1 protein-coding gene is annotated in these 503 nt (G+C 65.4%); it reads left to right on the top strand.

The window, feature by feature from the left end:
- The coding region (locus tag NCR34_RS27925; RefSeq protein WP_250501441.1) for an integrase core domain-containing protein at positions 1-503 on the top strand (503 nt) is incomplete at both ends.

Raw genomic sequence — 503 nt, 5'->3', positions numbered from 1 at the left:
GCCTTGCCGTGGCAACGCTTCGAACACGCGCATCCCAACGATTTGTGGCAGATGGACTTCAAGGGCTGCATCGAACTGGATAGTGGGACGCGCTGCGCGCCGTTCACCGTGCTGGACGATCACTCGCGCTTCGATCTGGCGCTCGATGCTTGTGGCAGCACGCCCACGCGGGTGGTGCGCGAGCACTTGCGCGCGGTGTTTCGCCGCTATGGGATGCCGCTGCGCATCAATGCGGACAACGGTCCGCCCTGGGGCAGCCCGGCGCGCTCGGGTCAGTTGACTGCGCTGGCGATCTGGCTGATGCGCCTGGGCATCCGGATCTCGTACAGTCGCCCCCGCCACCCGCAGACCAACGGTAAAGACGAACGGTTTCATCGCACGCTCAAGGCCGAACTGCTCGCGGGCCGCCACTTCAAGAACCTGAAGAGCGCCCAGCAAGCCTTTGACGCGTGGCGCCAGGTGTACAACCACGAGCGGCCGCATCAGGCGCTGGACATGGCCAC

It is taken from the genome of Caballeronia sp. GAWG1-5s-s (assembly GCF_023631445.1).
Lineage (GTDB): Bacteria > Pseudomonadota > Gammaproteobacteria > Burkholderiales > Burkholderiaceae > Caballeronia.
The sequence above is the reverse complement of the archived record's forward strand: the minus strand, read 5'-3'. Positions and strand labels throughout refer to the sequence as shown.